Raw genomic sequence first — 19,761 nt, forward strand, 5'->3', positions numbered from 1 at the left:
AATAATGTACTCATAAAAAATCGATGTCGTATTATCCCGTAAAAACCTAACAATGCCCAAGCTAAATCAAAAATCAATTTAATATTGCTGGATACCCTTCTCTTATAAAATACATCTAATATTCTATTTATTTTTGAAGCTGTGGCCAAAAAAGGAAGTTCTCGTCGCTGGATGCAGGAACATTTAAGCGATGAATACGTAAAAAAAGCACAAAAAGAAGGCTATCGATGCAGAGCAGTCTATAAGCTACTTGAAATTATTGAAAAGGGTCGACTTATTAAAAGTGGCGATAAAGTTTTAGATTTAGGCGCTGCACCTGGAGGGTGGTCACAAGTTGCTGTAAAGTTTACTGGTAAATCTGGGCAGGTAATTGCTAGTGATATTTTGCCAATTGAAGAAATAAGTGGAGTTAGTTTTCTTCAAGGAGACTTTACAGAGCAGTCCGTATATGATGATTTGATATTAATGACTAATGGCAACAAGGTTGATACTGTTTTGTCTGATATGGCACCAAACATGAGCGGCCAACTATCTGTTGATCAGCCTAAGTCGATGTATTTAGCTGAACTAGCTCTAGATATGGCTATTAAAACCTTGTCAAAAAATGGCAACTTCATTGTCAAAGTTTTTCAGGGCGATGGTTTTGATGTTTATGTTAAAAATACTAGAAATATTTTTAAAAAAGTTTCTGTCATCAAACCAAAAGCATCTCGTCCAAGATCTAAAGAAGTTTATTTATTAGCAAGTCAGTTAAAATAAATCCTTATGCAAAATTTTAGTGAAATTCATGCTCTCATGAAGAGCGACTTAGTGATGATGGATGAAATTCTAGTTAATCGACTAGATTCAAATGTTGACCTCATTAGTCAAATGAGCCAGTACATTATTAACTCAGGTGGAAAGCGAATTAGGCCACTTCTTCTATTATTATGCGCCAGAGCAACTAACTATAAAGGTGATTATCATCACTCAATGGCAGTTGTAATTGAACTCATTCATACTGCAACTCTTCTGCATGATGATGTTGTAGATAGCTCATCCATCCGTCGAGGCCATGAAACTGCAAACGAATTATGGGGTAATGCCCCAAGTGTGCTAGTTGGTGACTTTTTATACTCAAGGGCATTTGAAATTATGGTTGAACCCAACTCGATGCAAATAATGAAAATCCTATCTAAAGCAACCAATCAAATTTCAGAAGGAGAGGTGCTTCAATTATTAAGCATTAAAAATGCTAACGTTTCTCAGACAGAATATTTTGAAGTAATTGAAAGAAAAACAGCCTGTCTCTTTAAGGCTGCATGCCAAATAGCTGGAATCTTAGCTGAATCCAATAAAAACGTAATTAATGGGCTTGGTGGCTTTGGAATGCATTTAGGTAATGCCTTTCAGATTATAGATGACACCCTTGATTATGAATCAAATTCTTCTGTTATTGGAAAAGAAGTTGGCGATGACTTGTCTGAAGGAAAAGTTACACTTCCGATGATTTATGCCCTTGAAAATACGAAAGGGGCTGAAAAAGCAACTCTTTCCAATGCCATAACCAATGCTGACTCTTCAAACATAGATAATATTGTAAATATTCTTCTTAGTATTAATGCATTTGAATATAGCCGCAAAGTAGCAAAAAATGAATCCACTAAAGCACTGAAGTTTCTGGAAGTTATTCCTAACTCCGAATATCGCTCTGCACTTCAACTATTATGTGAGCTTTCACTAGATAGAAACTCTTAACCCACTTAATGCTTACAACAAAACTTAAACAGCAAATACGCTCTTCCTTTGAAGATGCGAAAAAACAATTACCAAATTTTAGTAACCGCTCATCTCAAAATAAAATGATTGCTGAGATTTCAAAAACATTGACAGGTGAGTATGCCAATTCAAACCCAATCATATGTGTTGAAGCTCCAACTGGAACTGGGAAAACTATGGCTTACCTAGTGAGCTGCTTACCAATTGCAAAAGAGTCAAAAAAGAAGCTAGTTATAGCTTCTGCAAATGTAGCACTTCAAGAACAAATTCTAAATAAAGATATTGTTGAGGCAGAGAAATATTCTTCAGTTGATTTTGAATATGCTTTAGCTAAAGGAAGGTCAAGATATGTTTGTATTCGAAACTTAATTAATCTAACAGAAGACAACTCAAGCTCTCCTTCTCTTTTAGATGATGCTCTTCTTTGGGATGAAAAGCCAAGTAAAAATGACTTAGATGTTTTAAGTGAAATGACTGAAAGTTATTCTGCCACAAGGTGGAGTGGGGAAATTGATGACCTTGAGAATCCACCTGAAAATAAATTATGGCAAAAAATTGCCTGCAATCGATTTACATGCAACTCTAAAAATTGTGAATTTTATAATGATTGTGCTTTCTTTAAAGCTAGAAAAAAAGCCTCACATGCTGACGTAATTATTGCAAATCATGATCTAGTTTTGGCCGATATTATTAATGGTAACAATGTTCTTCCTGAAGTTGAAGATTGTATTTTTGTTTTTGATGAGGCTCATCATCTATCTCAAAAAGCACTGTCTCATTTTTCACTGGGTGGAAGTACTGAGTTTATGAAAACATCTATCCGTCAATATCAGAGCGCCATAGATCAAATTATAAAAATTATAAAAATTACAGCCCCTGCTAGTTATATTGAAAAGACAGACGAAGCTATAAGTGATCTAACTGAAGTCATCTCAAATCTTGAATATCAAGATGATATTCATCTATTTCCAATAACTGGTGTGCCTAGTGAAATACTGAATTTAACCAAACAAATATTAGTCTTATTTAGTTCAGCGTATAAAGATTTTTCAGAGCATAAAGATATTTGGGAAGAGCACTATAAAAGTAATAATATTGACCAGGCTATAACTGATAACTTAAATAATATAATTGGTCAAAATAATCAAAATCTATCTTCAATCTTATCGCTTTTAAATACATTCAATCAGAACCTAAATAATGAACAAGCTCCAACAAGTAACTGGATAAGTCAATCAAAGCTTGCTAATAAAAAAAATAACTATCAACTAAACACCGCAAAAATTGATGTCTCTAGCTATTTAGACAAATTAATATGGTCTAAAGCAGCAGGAGTTGTTTTTACATCGGCTACATTGACTGCTCTAGGAAGCTTTGATAGATTAAATCAACAACTTGGATTAAAGTTATTAGAAAATCAATATCTTCGCCTGGCATCTCCGTTTAATCATGAGTCAGTTGACTTTATAATCGCTAAAATTAAAGCAAGCCCAACACAGTCTTTTGATCATACTCAAGAAATTGCGCTAGAGTTAAAAAAACGTATTGATACATCAGCAGCCACACTCGTGCTTTTTGCATCAAACAATCAAATGCAGAGTGTAGCTGACTTAATAGAAAAATCATTAGATTGTGATCTATTTATTCAAGGCGAATATAGCAAGAAAAATATTCTAGAAAGACATATTGAAAATAGAAAAAATGGTTTAGGCAGTATAATCTTTGGTCTTGATAGCTTTGCTGAAGGCGTTGACCTTAAAGGTGATAATTTAAACCACGTAATTATTGCTAAGTTAAGATTTAGTGTTCCAACATCGCCAATTGAAAAAACGACTCAATCATATCTTGAGTCGTTAAATCGAAATTCATTTATGGAAATTTCTCTACCAGACGCTTCATTAAGATTAATACAAGCTTGTGGGAGGCTCATAAGAACTGAGACAGATTCGGGTAAAATTACTATTTTTGATAATAGGCTAGTAACAAAGTTTTATGGAAAACATCTTATTAAAGCACTTCCAAATTTTAATATTATTGTAGAAAAAAGCTAATTTTAAATATTATATTTTTATCAAATTAAAGGTTGGCAGAATTTTTTGATAAATACTCTTCAACGCTTTCAGCTGATTCCTTCATTCCTTCATCACCCTTATTCCATCCTGCAGGGCATACCTCTCCATTTTCAGTATGAAAATCAAGTGCATCAACCATTCTTAGCATTTCATCCACATTTCTACCTAGAGGATGATCATTAACAACTTGATGACGAACAACAAAATTCTCATCAATTAAAAAAGATGCCCTTAAAGCTGTTCCCTCTGGGTGGACAATGCCATACTTTTCCATAATTTTATGATCCATATCAGAAACTAATGGAAAATCAATAAATCCAATACCACCATCATTTATTTTAGTATTTCGCCAAGCATTATGAGTATGTCTAGAGTCAATAGAAACACCAATTAACTGAGTATCGAGCTTATCAAAAGCAGCAACTCTATGGTGATGTGCTAGTATCTCTGTCGGGCATACAAACGTAAAATCTAAGGGGTAGAAGAACAATACAATTTTTTTACCTTTAAAACTTGATAGTTGAAAATCCTCTACAATTTGCCCATCTGCAAGAACTGCTGTCGATATAAAGTCTGGTGCATGCTGTGTAACTAAAACGCTCATAGTTTTGTCCTTATAGTAATGATTAATGTTTTTTTTTAATTCTGTAGTTAATGTAAATATAATTTATTACTTTTAATTAGTTATATTTGTAGTGATATTTGGAGATATTCCCCTTAAGTCTAAGGTCATTTTTAACTTCATCTAAAATCACTTTTCCAATAATTTTTTTTGGGATACCTAATCTCCTCATCGATATAAAATCTAGTCGATTAGTTTTTTTTAAAATAAAGAGTTTGTATCTATACCAATATTTCATTTTTATTTTTATACTCTATTAAAAAAAGCCCTATGCAAGGAGGAAGACATAGGGCCAATTAATCACAGACATACACATTTAAAGGAAGTAAAAAAATATGAATGCAATCAATTTATCACTTAGTTAAATCTCCTTTGATATTTGCTTCATCATAGTTCGGAGGGCTATTTTGAAGCTGTTGAAACAATTACCAATAGATAGCAGCGTACGATCTTAGGAGATTGCATTAGGAAGCTGAATTTATTAGTAATCAATTTCGAACCTTTGCTTAATTATTTATTAAATGATAATGATACTCATTCTCATTAACAATTGCAAGCTATATTTAAAAAAAATATTTAAATTAAATGATTTCAATGAAAAATAAAAGCATTTAACTTAAAATAGCTCGTTACATACTTAAACTATTAAGTTAGCAATGCACTCTATAAATCGCACTAAAGAAAGTCAAAAAGCTACTGTTATAGGAGCAATTACTGATTTTTTACTTTCTGTTATAAAAGTTTCTCTCGGAATCATAGGTCAATCAGGGGCTCTTATTGCAGATGGAATTCATTCATTCTCAGATCTTCTCACAGACTGGGTTACATGGTATGCCGCAAAACTTTCTGGAGAAGCGCCCGATGCTGATCATCCTTATGGACATGAAAGATTTGAAACAGTTGCGACTTTAGGATTAAGTATCTTTTTAGCAATAGTTGGTACTATTATTATTTTTGATGGATTTGGCCGCTTCAGTGATGCCACTGCTCTAAAGCATGAAAACTGGTTAATTGCTGCTGCTGCATTATCAATTCTTAGTAAAGAAGCTTTGTATTGGTATACAGTTAAAGTTGCTAAAAATATTAAGTCTGACTTACTTAAAGCAAATGCTTGGCATCATAGAACTGATGCATTTTCCTCTATAGTTGTTGTTTTTGGAATTATAGGTGCTGCCAATGGATACTTTTTCCTAGATAGCGTTGCTGCAATTATAGTTGGCTTAATGATTATTTATATTGGCTGGCAACTTGGATTTGAAGCGACTAAAGAATTAGTAGATACTTCAATTGACCCAGAAGACATAAAAAATCTTCATAAAGCGCTTGCTGATATTAAAGGAGTAAATAGCGTTCATACCTTAAGAACCAGAAAAGTTGGTCATAAAAAATCGGCTGACGTTCATGTCCAGGTCAATCCATTTTTATCCGTTAGTGAGGGTCATATAATAAGTGTTAGCGTTGAGAGAGTTGCAAAAGAATGTATAGAGGAGCTTGATGATGTAACTGTTCACATTGATCCTGAAAATGATGAAGAAAAAGAAGATGCGCCTTATAAGGACCTTCCAGAGAGAGCTCAAGCATTAGAGATTATTAGTCAGTCGCTCAAACTTGAGAATTGCTCTTATGAAATTGAAAGAACCCAACTGCACTATCTAGAGGGTGAAATACTAGTGGACTTTTATCTTTCGGTTGATTATTTAGATAACAATGAAATTAGTACGATCAATTTTGATCTCAGCGAAATTATAAAAAAACTTCCAGGATTTGGTGAAGTAAAGGTTTACTTTAGTTAATTTTTACAGTGCATGATAAGCATGGCAAATTGCTCCTGCTAGAGCGTCTCCAGCATCTTCTTGTGGGGCTTTATTTAATTTGAGGAGCTGCTGCACCATAAAAGAAACCTGCTCTTTCGATGCGTGACCTCTTCCAACAACTGCTTTTTTAATTTGATTAGCTGTGTAATCTACAATTGGAATACCTTGGCCTCCAGTTGCAGAAATAATAGCACCACGAGCATGTCCAAGTTTAATTGCAGCATCAGGATTTGGCCTATCAGGCCTCATAAATACTCTTTCAATAACGACTATATCAATTTCATGCTTAGCAATAACCTCTTTAACACCTTCATATATCGTAATAATTCGCTCATTTAAATCACCCTGAGTTCTGATACAACCACTACTAAGATATGTAAATTTTAGTTTCTTTGCCTCAATTAAACCAAAACCAGTAATTCTAGAGCCAGGATCTATACCAAGTATTTTCATTGGGATATTTTATCAGCTATGCAAAAACTAACCAGTATTTTAGTAAAAAAGTTATAATGCTTTTTAAAAAATTTTAAAAGGAAAATTTATGGCAGTAATTGAGCTTTCACAAGCAAATTTAGATGAGACTATTAACAATAATGAAATTGTAATTATTGATTTCTGGGCTCCTTGGTGTGGTCCATGTATTCAGTTTGCTCCAACCTTTAAAGAAATCTCTGAGAAGGTTGATGGGGTGACCTTTGCTAAAGTCAACACTGAAGATGAACAAGAACTTGGCGCTCAATTTCAAATTAGATCAATCCCAACTTTAATGATTTTTAGAGATGGAATTGGAATTTTTTCACAGCCAGGGTCTATGTCTGGGAAAGACTTAGAAGACTTATTAGAAAAAGCTAAATCAATTGACATGGACGAAGTAAGAAAAGAGCTTGAAGATCAAAAAAGCAAACCTAGCTAAAAAAATCTAAATATTTCTGCTCACTAAAGCCCACCATTATTTTGTCATCCCTTATCATAACTGGCCTCTTAATTAAAGTTGGGTATTTCAAAATTAACTCATAATCAACATTATCTTTCTCACTTTCAGTTAATGTTCGATAGGTAGTTGAGCGCTTATTAATAAGAACCTCAAATCCAACTTTTTCAATCATTTTTTGAAACTCATTTTTTGAAATTGGGTCGACTCTAAAGTCTATAAATTCATAAGCTATATCATTAGAAGATAAATACTTAAGAGCTTTTTTGACAGTATCACAGTTCTTGATACCATAAATTTTATTAGTGCTACTCATAATAAATATTGGAAAATATATTGAAGACAGATAAAAGCATAAATTACTTAAGTTTCTAAAAGAAAGGTTACTGGCCCATCATTAATAAGTGAAACCTGCATGTCCGCTCCAAAAATACCGCTTTCAGTAATGGTGCCCATAGATTGAGTTTTTTCAAGAAAATTATTGTATAGTTTTTCTGCTTCAGTTGGAAGCATTGCTGTTGAAAAACCTGCCCTTGTTCCGTTCTTGGTGTCTGCTGCAAGAGTAAATTGAGATACGATTAAAAGCTCTCCATTTATATCACGAATACTTAAATTCATCTTCTCATCTGAATCTGGAAAAACTCGATATGAGAGTATTTTTTTTACCATCTTATCTGAGGACATCATGTCATCTTGCTTCTCAATACCAATAAAAACTAGCAGACCTTTACTAATTTGACCCACTACTTTTCCTTCAACTTCAACCTTTGAAGAGCATACTCTTTGAAGTAAAGCTTTCATTTAATTATGATGAGAGGTGAGAAATATCAGCAACAGACAAAAACAGAGCTCTAACTCGACTAATCAGGGCAAGTCGAGCCTCACGTATTTTTAAATCCTCTGTATTAACCATAACATTATCAAAGAATGTATCTATCGCCTCTTTTAATTCAAGCAACGAGCGCATGGTCGTCTTGTAATCTTTCTTATCTGATAATTGTTTAGATAGTAACTCTATAGCTTTATAAAGATTTTTTTCCGAGTCTTCAATTAACGCCTCAGAATTAAGGTCATTATGATGTTCTGTTGAATCTTTAAGAATATTTGCAATTCTTTTATTTGACTCAATCAAGCTCTTGGCGTCAGCACTTTGAGTAAACTCATTAAGCGCTTCAACTCTTAAATGAAAATCAAACGGTGAGTCTGGACTAACTGCCAAAACAGCTTTATAAACGTTGCTATCGATATTAGCATCTTTGTAGTAGGCTTTTAGCCGCTCCATCATAAATTTATAGATTGAGTCAGAGGAGCCCCTATCTACTCCCTCTAAGTGTAAATCTAGAGAGAATTTAATTAATGACTTAAGGTTTAATTCTATTTTGGCCTCAAGCAGTATTCGTAGCAATCCAAGAGCTAGCCTTCTAAGTGCATAGGGGTCTTTAGAGCCTGTTGGAGCCTGTCCAATTCCATAAATACCAGTAATAGTATCTAGCTTATCCGCGATTGCAACTACAAGACCTTCACTTGTAGAGGGCAATGTATCACCTGAAAATCGAGGTTGATAGTGCTCCCTAATAGCTATTGAAACAGCTTTTGACTCACCATCATTAAGGGCATAATAGCCACCCATAATTCCTTGTAAATCAGCAAATTCACCAACCATTTCACTTAAAAGATCAGATTTGCATAAAAGACCAGCACGAGAAGATTCTTTAGTATCAAATCCAACCAACTCTGCAATGTAAGAACTTAGGCGCTCTATTCGCATCGCTTTTTGAGCCATGGAGCCAAGAGACTTCATAAACAAAACATTATCCAACCCATCTATTCTCTGATCAAGCCTGACAGCCTTATCTTGATTCCAAAAAAACTCAGAATCTGATAGCCTAGGATGAATAACCCTTTCATTGCCTTCAATAACTACTTTTAAATTACTCGATTCAATGTTTGCAACAGAAATAAATAATGGTAACAAACCCCCCTTACTGTCTACTAAATGAAAGTATTTTTGATGTGACTTCATTGCTGATATTAGAGCTTCATGAGGAACAGATAGGAATTTTTCATCAAACTTTCCAGCAAAAGCTCTAGGGTACTCAACTAACGCACAAACTTCGTCCAGCAAAAATTCATCGATAACTACTGCAGCATTATTTTGCTTTGCTACTAATAAAATCTGCTCACGGATAATCTCTTTGCGCTTTTTAAAATCAACAATGATTTGAGCGCTTTTTGACATTACCGACTCATATTCACTCGCGTGTGAAAGTTCAATAGTAAGATCTTTTTGAAATCTTAAACCCCTCGTAACTCTTCCACTTTCAAGTCCCATTATTTTTGCTGGAACAATCTCTTTATCAAGCATTACAACAAGCCAGTGGACGGGCCTAACAAAAGAATGGTCTGCACTGCCCCATTTCATTGCTCTTGTAATTGGAATATTTTTAATTGAGCTTTCTATTACTCTTGGTAAGAGACTACTAATAATTTGACCAGCCTCTTCTTTTGAGTAGAAGTAGTATTCTTTGCCGCCTAATTGTTTTTTTTCGAGCTGACTTAAATCAACTCCACAAGATTTTGCAAAGCCATTAATCGCCATTTCTGGAGATTCTGTTGAAGGGCCTTTTTTTTCTATAACTTGGTCTTTTTGTTTGCTTTGTATCTCTGTAATAGATACAGCTAAACGCCTTGGGGTAGCGAAAGACACGATACTAGATGAAGAAATATTAATCTTTTTAAGTTCATCAGCAAAATTGTTCTTAAGGGATTCTGAAAGCTTCAATAAAAGCTTTGGAGGCAGTTCTTCAGTTCCTAATTCCAATAAAAAATCATGTGTTTTCATAGTTAATATTTAGGTTAATTTACACTAAATATAAAGTAAAGCTCTTTGTCAAATACAGCTTCATCAGGAGCCCCAGGAAGTGGTGAGGCTTTATTTACAGCTCTTTCAATTGAGTCCTTGAATGACTTTCCAAGAGAACTATTACCAACATTAGCATTTTTAACATCTACCGCCTTAACATTTCCATCTCTATCTTGAACAACATAAACTTCAGCTGTCCAATCATCTTCAGCTGACTGGTACCTCCAAAAGGTTTTAACTCTGGCCGCTATATTATTTATATATGCATTCTGAAGGGTATTAAGTTGATCCTCAATGATTAATGATCTTGCTGTATCTTGCTCATCTTGAACTTCTTTAGCAAGGAGCTGTCTATATTGAATTTCAGCTTCAGCCTCTTTAAGGGCTGCTATTTCTAATTCCAATAGATCCTTATTCTGCTGATCTTCTTCTAATTGTTTGGAAGCCTTTTTGACGAGTAATTCAGCATCTTTAGTTTTGGCTTCAATAGTGCTTTGCTTAACCTCAGCTGCTTTAATTTTAATTTCTAATGCGACGCGCTTTGCTTCTGCTAATTTTAATTTCAGCTCTTCAGCTATACGTTTTGCTTCTGCCTTTTTAACTTGCTTATCAACTTCTTTTGCAAGTATTTCAGCGTCCCTAGCTGTTTCTTGGGCTAATAATACAGCCTCTTTTGCTTTAAGTTCTTCAGCTTTAGTTTTTGCTTCAGCCTCTTTTACTAATGCAGTTGCCTCTTTTGCTAATATTTCTGCCTCTTGGGTTTTAACCTCTTCAGCTTTTCGTTTTATTTCTGCAAGTTTTGTTTTAACTTCCTCTTGCTTTCGTTTTGCTTCAGCAAGTTCAATCTTTTTAGCCGCAGCCTCAACAAGAATCTCAGCCTCTTTAGTCTTAGCCTCTTCAGCTATACGTTTCACTTCAGCTTTTTTCGCCTTGTCCTGTTCAATTTTTGTCTTTGTTTCAGCATCAGCAATTATTTCATTAGCTTTGCTCGCTTGAATTTCAGCCTCTTTAGTCTTGGCCTCTTCTGATTTACGCTGAAGTTCAGCCATAATTTTTTTAGCTTTTGCCTTTAAAGCCTCTTGCTCTGCAACTTTCTGGTCTTTTTGAGCAGTCTCTGATCTCTTTTCTTCGCTTTTAATCTTTTGTTGCTTTTGTTTCTCTACGTCTTTTAACCGCTCTTGCTCTGCTTCAATTATCTCCATATCAATCATAACTGCTTGAACTGGCGCAGAAGGCAAGATACTTGAGTTTTGCTCTGGAGGACTCCAGCGCTCAACATTTGCATACAGTAAACCAAATAGAAGAGTTGCATGTAAGATAACTGCAGCCCAAAAAGCGATTGGATGTTTTTTAGATATCTTAACCATTGGCTGCATCATTGTATTGATGAGGCCTAATATAAATAAGGCGAATTTTTTTAGGTACTTGTAAAGAACACTTGAAGCCTTAATAATGAAATTTTTAAGTCCAGAGGTTTTAGCTTCTTGCACATCTGAAGACTCCCCTTTATCTTTTTCTTCTGAGTCTATTTCTGCTTTTTTAGGTATTAAGTTACTAAAAAACTGAGTAATTTTTTTAAAAAAATTCATAATTAGAATTCAACTAATTTGGGTTTTCGGTCATAAAGCCAACCTTATCAATCTTGCCATACTGTTTTAATACAGCAATAATTTCAATAACTTTTTCATAAGCTACTTTTTTGTCACCCCTAACAAAAACTTGCATATCTGGATAAATCTCTTTTCGAGCAAGCACTTGATTTATAGCCACATTTAATGAAACTGGTTCAAGATCTTCAATCGCATCCATTCCAGGACTGGTCATTGGATTTATAAAGTAGTTTCCATCTACATCAACTGAAATGATTGAAGGCTGCTGGTCTTGGTAATCAACAACTCCAGCAGGGGCGCTTGGCAAGTCAACCTCAACACCTTGCTCAATAATTGGGGTAGTCATCATAAAGATAACTAAAAGCACTAGCATTACATCAATATACGGAACGATATTGATATCTGCATGGATATCAGGCCTTGAGCGCCTAGGCAGTTCTATCATTTTTGTCTCTGTAGGATTACAAAAATCTCTTCCACAAATGCGGTGTACTTATTACCAATTTCCTCAACATGCGAAACTAATCTGTTGTAAGCAATAGTTGCGGGTATTGCCGCAAAAAGTCCAAAAGCAGTTGCAATAAGAGCTTCCGCAATACCAGGAGCAACAATTGCTATCGTTGCTTGCTTAACTGAAGCAAGACCAATAAATGAGTGCATGATTCCCCAAACTGTACCAAAAAGACCAATATAAGGACTCGATGATGCAATCATCGCAAGAATAGAAAGACTAGAATCAAGCCGATCAATCTCATTACTCGCAGAAGTATTCATTGACCTATAAGCTCTTTCAGAATTCATAATGCGTAATTGACTAGACGTGGACTTGCTATGAGTAAACTCTTTGTAGCCAGAGCCAAAAATATCTTCCATTGCAGTCCAGTCAGAGGCTAAAGGAGGTAAATTTTTATACAGAACAGACAGCTCACTTTCTCTTTCAAATTCTTGGTGAAAATTTTCAACATCATTGGATGCATCCATCAAAATCTTTTTCTTAGACATAATTACAGTCCAAGAGTAAATTGACATCAAGACTAATATAATCATAACTAACTGAACAACAAGTCCAGCGCTAAATATTAGGCCAACAATTGATAAGCTATTTTCTTCCATTTAGTTTCTCCATGATTTCTTGCGGAAAAGCGCAAGGCTTTAAATTATTTTTTAATACAGAAACTACCTTTACTTCAGCCTCAAATAATACCGTATTTTTTTCTATATTCGTTATTTTCTGAGCAAAAATTAAGCTCGCATGTTTAACTAATTCAATACTAGTTTGAACCTCAATAGTGTCATCAAGAAAAGCGGGTAATAGATAATCTGCCTTCACAGACTTCACAACAAAGACTAGCCCAATTTCTTCTGCAATAATGGCTAGCTCAAAACCAAGTTCACGAAGATGCTCAGTCCTACCCCTTTCAATATACTTTAAATAATTAGCATAATAAACAACGCCGCCAGCATCTGTGTCTTCATAATAGACTCTTACAGTTAAACTACTCATTTACCATACAAGTCTTGAGTATGGCTAAGACGAACCTCTCCTATATGAGAGAAAGCAAGGTCTGTGGCAATTCTACCGCGCGGTGTTCTCATTATAAATCCCTGCTGAAGAAGGTAAGGCTCAATCATATCCTCTAAGGTTGATCGCTCTTCACCAAGCGCAGTAGCTAAAGTATCAAGTCCTACCGGTCCCGCTGAAAACTTAGTAATAATGAGGCTAAGGTAATCTCGATCGAGCTGTTCAAGGCCTGCCTCATCAACTTTTAACGTTTCAAGAGCTTCTTTTGCAATTTGTATATTTATTACACCATTTGTTTTAACATCTGCAAAATCACGAACTCTTCTTAAAAGGCGATTAGCTATTCTAGGAGTTCCTCTTGAGCGCTTAGCAATTTCTAATGAGCCCTGGCCTTCGATTTCAATATTTAAAATTGAAGCGGACCTTTCTACTATCTCTTGCAGCTCTTTAACATTATAAAAAGTCAAACGATGCACTATTCCAAACCTGTCTCTCAGAGGTGAAGTAAGCATTCCTGCCCTGGTAGTTGCACCAATTAGAGTAAATGGCGGCAGTTCTAGCTGGACTGAGTGAGCAGCAACGCCCTCTCCTACTAAAATATCGAGTTTAAAATCCTCTAATGCGGGATAAAGAATTTCTTCAACAACTGGGTTGAGCCTGTGAATTTCATCTATAAAAAGAATGTCGAATGGTTCAAGTTTAGTAAGTATTGCAGCCAAATCACCAGAGCGTTCCAGAACAGGGCCAGACGTTTGTTTAATTCCTGCACCCATTTGATTGGCAATAACATTGGCAAGAGTTGTCTTACCTAATCCTGGAGGCCCATAAATTAGGCAATGATCAAGAACATCTGAACGTGACTTTGCTGCCTGAATAAATAAAGACATTTGTGATTTGACATCTTCTTGGCCAATATAATCTGCAAATGAATTTGGCCTAACTGAGGTAACTTTTAGATCCTCATTATTTTGATTTTCTCCGCCAACTAGACTGTCCTCTTCAATCATCTTTAATCATTTTATTTTAAATTTATGGTCTTTATTTTAGACCAATAGGTGGTTATATTTATTAATTATACAAAACTATCCCTTTATCTTGAACTGCTTTATCTTTTGATGAAATTGAATAGACAATGTATAATTAATGGATTAAATTATTTTCGTTTTTTTAAATGTCGAATATTGCAATACTGAGTGTAAACCATCAGATAGCCCCAGTAGAAATTAGGGAAAAAGTAGCCTTTGCTCATGGTGAGCTTGCGCCAGCTATTTCTTCTCTACTCTCACTTAAAGAAATTAAAGGCTGCGTTATCTTTTCTACCTGTAACAGGTCAGAAATTTACGTCTCCCATGACTCAAAGAATATTCGTGATGTTTTAATAAAGTTTTTAGCATCCAGTCATGGTATAGATCATCACTCTTTAATTGAGTATGTTTCTTATTATGAAGAAAATGAAGCCGTCCAACATGTATGCAATGTTGCTTGTGGGCTAGAATCTTTAGTTCTAGGTGAGCCTCAAATTTTTGGACAACTAAAAGATGCTTATCAGCTCTCAAAAAATGAAAGCGCTTTAGATAAAATTTTAGAAAAATTATTTCAACATGTCTTTAAAATCGCAAAAAAAGTTCGTACTGATACAAATATAGGTTCTTCACCAGTCTCAGTTGCTTATTGCGCTGTTAAGCTAAGTGAAAAAATATTTACAAACCTATCAAGTCAAACTGTTTTGCTTATTGGCGCTGGAGAGATGATTGAGCTTAGTGCTCAGCACCTTAGTAAAAGAGGTGTAAGGAAAATGATTTTTGCAAATAGAACTATAGAAAATGCCCGGCCAATTGCAATTAAGCATGATGCAGAAGCGATTTCATTAAAAAGCCTATCTGAAAATCTTCATAGAGCAGATATAGTTATTTCCTCAACAGCAGCACCTATTCCAATTATTGGCAAAGGTTTAATTGAAACAGTTCTTCATCAAAGAAAACATAGACCAATGCTACTTATTGATTTAGCTATTCCTAGAGACATTGAACCAGAAGCGAATCAATTAGAAGATGTATTTCTATATAGTGTCGATGATTTACAGCAAATTGCTAATAGCAATTTAGAAGAAAGACTAAAAGAAAAAGCTATTGCTAAAAAGATAATTAATGCAAAAAGTGTTGATTTTATTGAATGGGCAAACAATATTCCTAATGAAGAGATAATTAAAAATCATAGAAGACAAGCAAATTTACTTAAGGATGAGCTATTACAAACGGCCTTAAGAAAACTTAAATCAGGTTCAAATCCTGACCTAGTGGTAGAGGAGCTAGCTGACAAACTTACTAATAAATTACTACACAAAGCTTTAGAGAATTTAAAAAATCCTAGCAATCTTAAAACTGACTCTCATGAAATAGTCAAAAAAGACAAAACAAATCCCTCTAAGATCGACAACTAATGAATCAATCAATCCTCACTAAATTAGAGCAATTATCCATGCGCCTTGAAGAAATCAACGCGATGCTCTCAGATCAGTCTATTGCCTCTGATCAAAATAAATTTAGAGAGCTTTCCATAGAGCATTCTCAATTAAGCCCCATAAATGACAAGTACATTGAATACTTATCAGTCGTTGCTGATATTGAAGCTGCAGAAGTTCTTCTCCATGAAGATGATCAAGATATTAAAGAAATGGCTGAGGAAGAAATTGTTTTAGGTCGAAAGATTTTAGAGCAACTAGAATTTGATCTTAAGAAATCACTTCTTCCAAAAGATCCAAACGACTCACGTAATATTATTATTGAAATTAGAGCAGGAACAGGTGGAGATGAAGCAAGTATTTTTTCAGGTGATCTTTATAGAATGTATACTCGATATGTAGAAAAATCTAAATGGCAGCTTGAAATATTAAGCTCTAATTTAGGAGAGCATGGTGGCTTTAAAGAAATTATTGCTCGAATAAGTGGTACAAACGTCTATTCAAAACTTAAATTTGAATCTGGTGCTCATCGCGTTCAAAGGGTTCCAGAAACTGAGTCTCAAGGAAGAGTTCATACATCTGCTTGTACCGTTGCTGTTATGCCAGAAGTTTCTAGCATTGAAGAAGTGAATATCAATATGAATGATGTGAGGGTTGATACTTTTAGGGCTTCTGGAGCTGGAGGTCAGCATGTCAACAAAACTGACTCTGCTGTTCGCGTAACTCATATTCCTACTGGAACAGTTGTAGAATGCCAAGATGGCCGCTCACAACATAAAAATAAAGCTCAAGCTTTATCAGTTCTAGCATCCAGAATTTTGAATGCTCAACAACAAGAACAACAGAAGGAGCAGGCCTCTCAAAGAAAAGAACTAGTCGGAAGTGGTGATCGCTCTCAAAGAATTAGGACTTATAATTATCCCCAAGGAAGAGTTACTGACCATCGGATTAATTTAACGCTCTACAAATTAAGCGAAGTCATGGAAGGGGAATTAGAGGCAATTATAGACCCACTAGTAATTGAGCAACAAACTAATCAATTGACCGCACTTAATGAGTCCCTTTAACTGCCTCTATTCGGAAGGAATTGGGCAACAAAAAAGAAAACTCCTAAAGTAATAACTATTGCAGGGCCAGTTGCTAGATCAAATGCAATTGAAGAGTAAAGCCCTAATAAAACAGAAACAATTGATATTAGAATTGAACTAAAAATCATTGATATAGGGGAAATTGAAAAAACTCGAGCTATTGCAGGCGGAATAATTAGTAAAGAAGTAATCAATAAAACGCCTACAATTTGGACTGAAACAGATACTGCCAGTGCTATTAAAAACATAAAAAGCAGCTCATAAAAGGTTTTATTAACCCCTTCAGCTTTGGCTAACTCTTCATTAAGTGTTAGCAATAACAGTTTTTTCCAATTAATAAATAACAACAAAATAACAACAGCCATAACAGAAAATATCCAATAGATATCTTTAGAGGTTATGGATAATATATCTCCAAAAAGATAAGAAAAATAGTCTATATTTTGATCCCCAATAAAACCTAAAACGACGATACCTAGGGATAGAGAAATATGTGAAAAGATACCTAACACAGCATCACTTGACCAGAAATCTTTTTGCTGCAAAAAAACAATCAGAGTTGCAAATAAGCCTCCAATAATAATCAAGCCAAAATTAATACCCAGTCCAGTTGCAAGCCCAAGAGCAACTCCTAAAAGGGCACTATGTGAAATAGAGTCCGAGAAATAAGAAAGGCGTTTCCAGATAACAAAACAACCTAAAGAGCCTGCGATTATTGATACTCCAATTGCCGCAATTAACGCTCTATAAATAAAATCATCCATAATTTATAAAGCCCTAAAAACTTAATGACAGCCCTTGCATAAGCCATAAAGATATAGTGAGTGATCAGTCAATTCAAAGCCATGTTTTTTTGCAATTTGGAGCTGATGTTGTTCAATAACATCATCTTGAAATTCAATAATCTTATTACATTTAACACACACTAGGTGATCATGATGTTCTAAGCCGCATAACTCATAGACAGCCTGATTATTTTCAAAATTTAATTTTTGAACAATTCCTGATTCTTCAAATTGCGATAAAACGCGGTAAATTGTTGCAACACCAACTTCTTCATTTTGTTCAATTAAAACCCTATAAATATCCTCAGCACTCAAATGATGGTTTGGTGATTTCTCCAAAACCTCCAAAATCTTTAGCCTTGGAAGAGTAACTTTAAGTCCAGCACTTTTTAAATCTTCTGCATCCATTTAAAAATCCTTAAGGTAAAATCATATTTATATTTTATATGTTTTAACTAATGATGAAGAGATTAACTTTTATTCTAGTCTCCTGTTTTATATTGACAGGGTGTTCAAATATTCTTCCCAAGTCCTCTGAAATCACTAAACTTTCAAGTCTTTCATTACCCAAACTACCCTCACTCAATCTATACAAACCATCAATTATCCAAGGATCAACTCTTGATATCAAAGAAGTTAAAAAGCTTCAATTAGGAATGTCAAAAGAAATTGTAATAAGTATCATTGGCTCTCCAAGCATTATTGACCCTTTCCATCAATTTCAATGGGATTACATAAATCATTCAACACTTAATAATGGGGGAGAAACAAGGTATCGCTTAAGGCTTGTATTTACAGGTGACTTTTTATCTGAAATTGATAAGAGTGGCCTAGAAGATTTAATGAATATGTATTAATAAGAAAAAATTTACATTGAGATTTAGCCTTCTTAGAATTTATCGCCTTTATTCGGCTTATCAACTAAAATAAAGGTATGTCAAAGTTAATAATCAATAACTTAAGCTGCCAAAGAGGTTACAACCTTCTCTTTGAGAACCTATCTTTTGAATTAAATTCTGGTGAAGTCCTTAGAATCTCTGGTCAAAACGGATCAGGAAAAACCTCACTACTAAAGATTATAGCTGGCCTTAATTCTCCAGAACTAGGCTCCATAGTATTTGACAAAAGTAAATCAAATAGCGAAAAATATCAACTAGAAACCCTATATCTTGGCCACTATGCAGCTTTAAGCTCAGAGCTTAGTTGCATCGAAAATCTAGAATATTTAACATACCTAAGTACAGAAATTACATTTCCAAATTTTCATAACGTATTAAAAGAAGTTGGATTAAAAAATTATGAACATGAACTTGCTGGAAATCTTTCTGCAGGCCAAAAAAGGAGGATAGCATTATCACTTCTATTTATTAGTCAGTCTAAACTTTGGCTTCTTGACGAACCTTTCACTGCCCTAGACTCAGATGGAATCAAAATAATTGAAAACCAAATTGAAAGCCATTGTGCAAATGGCGGCTTATGCATCTTAACAACCCATCAAGATTGCAATATTAAAAGCCTTAAGGAGATTTCTCTTTGAATATCTTTCTAATAACTCTTAAAAGGGATTTAAAAATGGCCTTTAGAAATCCATCTAGATTTCTTAATCCTCTAATGTTTTTCGTTATTTCTATTTCTTTATTTCCGATTGCTATAAGCCCAGATGCTGGGACATTAATGAATATAGCGCCTGGTATTATTTGGGTTGTTACAATGCTTTCAGTTCTTTTATCACTTAATTCATTGTTTCACTACGACTATGATAATGGTGTTCTTGAGCAAATAGTTATTTCTCATCATCCTCTTCCCTTAATACTCCTTGCTAAAACTACTGCGCATTGGTTGCTTAGCGGCTTCCCAATAATATTACTTTCGCCATTACTTGGTATAGCCCTATTTTTAGACTCTAATAGCGTCTATATTTTAATGTTTACTCTGTGTTTAGCCACTCCTTGTTTAAGCTTAATAGGATCTATAGGCGCTTCACTAGTAGTTAGTATAAAAAACTCTGGAATGTTATTATCTTTATTAATACTACCTCTTTACATACCTATTTTAATTTTTGCAACAAGCGCAGTCTCTCAATCACAATCCAACCTTACAATTAATGGCCAACTCTATTTTTTAGGTTCAATTCTTATAATTAGCCTTATAACCGCTCCTTTTGTAAGCGCTGTGGCATTAAGAATTAGCTTGGAATAACCTTTACATTTGATCATAAAAGATTATATAATTCTA

General features: G+C 34.5%; 22 protein-coding genes. 10 read left to right on the forward strand and 12 right to left on the reverse strand.

Features of this window, described 5'->3' with window-relative positions:
• The first annotated feature begins 141 nt into the window (after positions 1–141).
• The 3 genes from rlmE to dinG are packed head-to-tail and all read left to right on the forward strand — an operon-like array spanning position 142 to position 3,809.
• Entirely contained in the window at positions 142–759 is a 618-nt protein-coding gene (rlmE, locus tag ABXT49_RS06025) for a 23S rRNA (uridine(2552)-2'-O)-methyltransferase RlmE (protein WP_416651198.1), read from the forward strand.
• A gap of 6 nt (positions 760–765) precedes the next feature.
• Complete coding sequence (locus ABXT49_RS06030) at positions 766–1,737, forward strand: polyprenyl synthetase family protein (protein WP_416651199.1); 972 nt, start codon at positions 766–768, stop codon at positions 1,735–1,737.
• A gap of 8 nt (positions 1,738–1,745) precedes the next feature.
• Entirely contained in the window at positions 1,746–3,809 is a 2,064-nt protein-coding gene (gene dinG, locus ABXT49_RS06035; protein WP_416651200.1) for an ATP-dependent DNA helicase DinG, read from the forward strand.
• A gap of 25 nt (positions 3,810–3,834) precedes the next feature.
• Here dinG and ABXT49_RS06040 read toward each other — a convergent pair whose 3' ends face one another.
• Complete coding sequence (locus ABXT49_RS06040) at positions 3,835–4,434, reverse strand: peroxiredoxin (protein ID WP_416651201.1); 600 nt, start codon at positions 4,432–4,434, stop codon at positions 3,835–3,837.
• A 674-nt stretch (positions 4,435–5,108) separates the two neighbouring features.
• Between ABXT49_RS06040 and ABXT49_RS06045 the strand changes: the two genes are divergently transcribed.
• Positions 5,109–6,245, forward strand: a complete 1,137-nt coding sequence (locus tag ABXT49_RS06045; protein ID WP_416651202.1) for a cation diffusion facilitator family transporter — start codon at positions 5,109–5,111, stop codon at positions 6,243–6,245.
• Between the two features lie 3 nt (positions 6,246–6,248).
• Here the strand turns inward: ABXT49_RS06045 and ruvC are convergent, their stop codons facing one another.
• Positions 6,249–6,719 carry a crossover junction endodeoxyribonuclease RuvC gene (ruvC, locus tag ABXT49_RS06050; RefSeq protein WP_416651203.1) on the reverse strand — a complete coding sequence of 157 codons (471 nt, stop codon included), beginning with the start codon at positions 6,717–6,719 and terminating at the stop codon, positions 6,249–6,251.
• An 88-nt stretch (positions 6,720–6,807) separates the two neighbouring features.
• Between ruvC and trxA the strand changes: the two genes are divergently transcribed.
• Entirely contained in the window at positions 6,808–7,179 is a 372-nt protein-coding gene (gene trxA, locus ABXT49_RS06055; protein ID WP_416651204.1) for a thioredoxin, read from the forward strand.
• Here the strand turns inward: trxA and ABXT49_RS06060 are convergent.
• From ABXT49_RS06060 to ruvB, 8 genes are read right to left on the reverse strand one after another with little or no spacing between them, the layout of a single operon-like run.
• On the reverse strand, positions 7,172–7,513 hold the full coding sequence (locus ABXT49_RS06060) for a Spx/MgsR family RNA polymerase-binding regulatory protein (RefSeq protein WP_416651205.1): 342 nt from the start codon (positions 7,511–7,513) through the stop codon (positions 7,172–7,174). The two genes, trxA and ABXT49_RS06060, sit on opposite strands and share 8 nt — an antisense overlap.
• A 47-nt stretch (positions 7,514–7,560) precedes the next feature.
• Positions 7,561–7,998, reverse strand: a complete 438-nt coding sequence (gene dtd, locus ABXT49_RS06065) for a D-aminoacyl-tRNA deacylase (protein WP_416651206.1) — start codon at positions 7,996–7,998, stop codon at positions 7,561–7,563.
• Between the two features lie 4 nt (positions 7,999–8,002).
• Positions 8,003–10,039: a glycine--tRNA ligase subunit beta gene (glyS, locus tag ABXT49_RS06070; protein ID WP_416651207.1), complete on the reverse strand. Its 2,037-nt coding sequence runs from the start codon at positions 10,037–10,039 to the stop codon at positions 8,003–8,005.
• A gap of 14 nt (positions 10,040–10,053) precedes the next feature.
• Positions 10,054–11,649 carry a TonB C-terminal domain-containing protein gene (locus ABXT49_RS06075; protein ID WP_416651208.1) on the reverse strand — a complete coding sequence of 532 codons (1,596 nt, stop codon included), beginning with the start codon at positions 11,647–11,649 and terminating at the stop codon, positions 10,054–10,056.
• 13 nt (positions 11,650–11,662) lie between these two features.
• On the reverse strand, positions 11,663–12,115 hold the full coding sequence (locus tag ABXT49_RS06080; protein ID WP_416651209.1) for an ExbD/TolR family protein: 453 nt from the start codon (positions 12,113–12,115) through the stop codon (positions 11,663–11,665).
• Complete coding sequence (gene tolQ, locus ABXT49_RS06085) at positions 12,112–12,783, reverse strand: protein TolQ (RefSeq protein WP_416651210.1); 672 nt, start codon at positions 12,781–12,783, stop codon at positions 12,112–12,114. The genes ABXT49_RS06080 and tolQ overlap by 4 nt, the downstream gene beginning before the upstream one ends.
• Positions 12,770–13,174, reverse strand: coding sequence for a tol-pal system-associated acyl-CoA thioesterase (gene ybgC, locus ABXT49_RS06090; protein WP_416651211.1), 405 nt, complete (start codon positions 13,172–13,174; stop codon positions 12,770–12,772). The genes tolQ and ybgC overlap by 14 nt, the downstream gene beginning before the upstream one ends.
• Complete coding sequence (gene ruvB / locus ABXT49_RS06095; protein WP_416651212.1) at positions 13,171–14,199, reverse strand: Holliday junction branch migration DNA helicase RuvB; 1,029 nt, start codon at positions 14,197–14,199, stop codon at positions 13,171–13,173. The genes ybgC and ruvB overlap by 4 nt, the downstream gene beginning before the upstream one ends.
• A gap of 164 nt (positions 14,200–14,363) precedes the next feature.
• Here ruvB and hemA point away from each other — a divergent pair, with 164 nt between their 5' ends.
• The gene (gene hemA / locus ABXT49_RS06100; RefSeq protein ID WP_416651213.1) at positions 14,364–15,632 is read left to right on the forward strand and encodes a glutamyl-tRNA reductase; all 1,269 of its coding nucleotides are present in this window, start codon (positions 14,364–14,366) and stop codon (positions 15,630–15,632) included.
• On the forward strand, positions 15,632–16,720 hold the full coding sequence (gene prfA / locus ABXT49_RS06105) for a peptide chain release factor 1 (protein ID WP_416651214.1): 1,089 nt from the start codon (positions 15,632–15,634) through the stop codon (positions 16,718–16,720). The genes hemA and prfA overlap by 1 nt, the downstream gene beginning before the upstream one ends.
• Here the strand turns inward: prfA and ABXT49_RS06110 are convergent.
• Together ABXT49_RS06110 and fur are read right to left on the reverse strand one after the other, a co-directional pair.
• The gene (locus ABXT49_RS06110; RefSeq protein WP_416651215.1) at positions 16,717–17,505 is read right to left on the reverse strand and encodes a metal ABC transporter permease; all 789 of its coding nucleotides are present in this window, start codon (positions 17,503–17,505) and stop codon (positions 16,717–16,719) included. The genes prfA and ABXT49_RS06110 overlap by 4 nt on opposite strands.
• A 21-nt stretch (positions 17,506–17,526) precedes the next feature.
• On the reverse strand, positions 17,527–17,934 hold the full coding sequence (gene fur, locus ABXT49_RS06115) for a ferric iron uptake transcriptional regulator (protein ID WP_416651216.1): 408 nt from the start codon (positions 17,932–17,934) through the stop codon (positions 17,527–17,529).
• 50 nt (positions 17,935–17,984) lie between these two features.
• Here fur and bamE point away from each other — a divergent pair, with 50 nt between their 5' ends.
• The 3 genes from bamE (at position 17,985) to ccmB (ending at position 19,725) form a co-directional block, all read left to right on the forward strand.
• Positions 17,985–18,383, forward strand: a complete 399-nt coding sequence (gene bamE, locus ABXT49_RS06120; protein WP_416651217.1) for an outer membrane protein assembly factor BamE domain-containing protein — start codon at positions 17,985–17,987, stop codon at positions 18,381–18,383.
• 77 nt (positions 18,384–18,460) lie between these two features.
• Positions 18,461–19,063 carry a cytochrome c biogenesis heme-transporting ATPase CcmA gene (gene ccmA, locus ABXT49_RS06125; protein WP_416651218.1) on the forward strand — a complete coding sequence of 201 codons (603 nt, stop codon included), beginning with the start codon at positions 18,461–18,463 and terminating at the stop codon, positions 19,061–19,063.
• On the forward strand, positions 19,060–19,725 hold the full coding sequence (gene ccmB / locus ABXT49_RS06130; protein WP_416651219.1) for a heme exporter protein CcmB: 666 nt from the start codon (positions 19,060–19,062) through the stop codon (positions 19,723–19,725). Before ccmA ends, ccmB begins: the two co-directional genes overlap by 4 nt.
• The last annotated feature ends 36 nt before the right edge of the window (positions 19,726–19,761 follow it).

The organism is Candidatus Pseudothioglobus sp. Uisw_086 (assembly GCF_048085745.1).
Lineage (GTDB): Bacteria > Pseudomonadota > Gammaproteobacteria > PS1 > Pseudothioglobaceae > Pseudothioglobus.